The sequence below is a fragment of the Ruegeria sp. AP12 genome, from assembly GCF_056540025.1.
Genome location: NZ_JBQFVZ010000053.1, coordinates 1 through 1,510, shown reverse-complemented (window position 1 = coordinate 1,510; position 1,510 = coordinate 1). Strand labels below are relative to the sequence as shown.

Annotated in this window: 3 protein-coding genes; 1 reads left to right on the top strand and 2 read right to left on the bottom strand. The window is 61.3% G+C overall.

Annotated features, from left to right (window positions below):
• On the bottom strand, window positions 1-372 hold a 372-nt coding region (locus tag ACR0E6_RS21115; RefSeq protein ID WP_480586989.1), incomplete at its 3' end, for an SGNH/GDSL hydrolase family protein.
• Window positions 373-374: 2 nt separating this feature from the next.
• Window positions 375-785 carry a nuclear transport factor 2 family protein gene (locus ACR0E6_RS21110; protein ID WP_170719697.1) on the bottom strand — a complete coding sequence of 137 codons (411 nt, stop codon included), beginning with the start codon at window positions 783-785 and terminating at the stop codon, window positions 375-377.
• A 94-nt stretch (window positions 786-879) separates the two neighbouring features.
• Between ACR0E6_RS21110 and ACR0E6_RS21105 the strand changes: the two genes are divergently transcribed.
• Window positions 880-1,510, top strand: a 631-nt coding sequence (locus ACR0E6_RS21105; RefSeq protein ID WP_480586985.1) for an RluA family pseudouridine synthase, incomplete at its 3' end; no start/stop codon positions are given.

The following is a 1,510-nucleotide window of genomic DNA, read 5'->3' as shown; positions in this document are numbered from 1 at the left end:
CACGTCGTTCACGCCGAGCGCGGTGACGACCGCATCGTATGTGCCTCCAATCGTTTGCAACCTCTCAAGCGTATCTCGTGTCGTGTGTCCGGTTGTTGCCTCCAACCGCCATTCGACCGAGTGATGCCGCTCCAAGTGTTTGACCAAATGGCCTGACAGCGCCTGTTCTTGCGTGCCCGCGCCTACGCCGGCGGCAGAACTGTCGCCCGCAATCAACAGGCGCAGGCGAGGCCCACGGCCCGTTCGCCCTTCGCGCGGACCAATCGGTTCCGGCAGCAGCTGGGCCTTGCGGCGCACAGCCAAGCCCTGCGCCGCCAGAACTGGCAGCAGGGGCACACGCAGAATCTGATCGGCGGCAAGCGGATTTGACATGATCAGCTTAGGGCGGATTTGAATTCCAGAAACCGGGGGTCGGTCATCACCCGGGCCATCATCGCTTCACGCAGGGCACCAATGGTCTTGTGAGGGCGCATCACAACCTCGAACTGCTGGATCAAACCCTCGTCGTTTAGCGTGATCAGGTCCACGCCGACCGCATCCAGATCTCCGACCTTGCATTGAAACTCCAGCGCCCAGTCATTGCCGCTGCCCATGATCCGTCGATAGCGGAAGTCGGAAAATACCTTACCCACATGGCCCAACACCGCCGCAACCGGCGCGCGGCCGGTCCATGTGCTGTAGTAGGTGGGCGGCATGAAGCGGACGTCCTCGGCCAAAAGCTCGTGAATGAGGTCTTCGTCCCCTTTGGCGACAACCTCTTGCATGCGTTCGATTGTTGGATGCATGACCTCTCCCCTTTTGCCTCAACGGTTCACGATACGCGCGCCGCGCGCAAGGACGACGTTGCGGGAAGTGGCGCTGTGGGATAGGCACGCGGGCATGAGCGAGACCTACGATCCCCCCCAGACACCGCTGGATGTGCTGCATGAAGATGCGCAATTGATTGTGGTGAACAAGCCCTCGGGCTTGTTGTCGGTGCCGGGGCGAGGTGGGCATTTGGCGGATTGCCTGCTGACCCGCGTGCTGGCGGTGTTTCCGCAGGCCCTGCTGGTGCATCGGTTGGACCGGGATACCTCGGGCGTGATGGTGTTTGCGCAGACGCCCCATGCGCAACGCAATCTGAGCATGCAGTTCGAGCAGCGACAAACCCGCAAAACCTACATTGCTCGCGTTTGGGGGTGGGTTGAGGCCAAAACGGGGACGGTTGATTTGCCGTTGATCGTCGACTGGCCGAACCGACCGCGCCAGATGGTGTGTCATGATACGGGCAAGCAGGCCGTCACCGATTGGCGTGTCGTCAAATACGAAGGTGACACGACGCGCGTGCGTTTGTTTCCGAAAACCGGTCGCTCGCATCAGTTGCGCGTTCACATGCTGGCGTTGGGCCACCCGATTCTGGGTGACCCGTTTTACGCCGAAGGCGCAGCGCGCGATTTCTCACGCCTCATGCTGCATTCCGAGGAATTGCGCCTGAAAAGCCCCGAGGGCGGCGTGGCGATGAAGTTTCGTG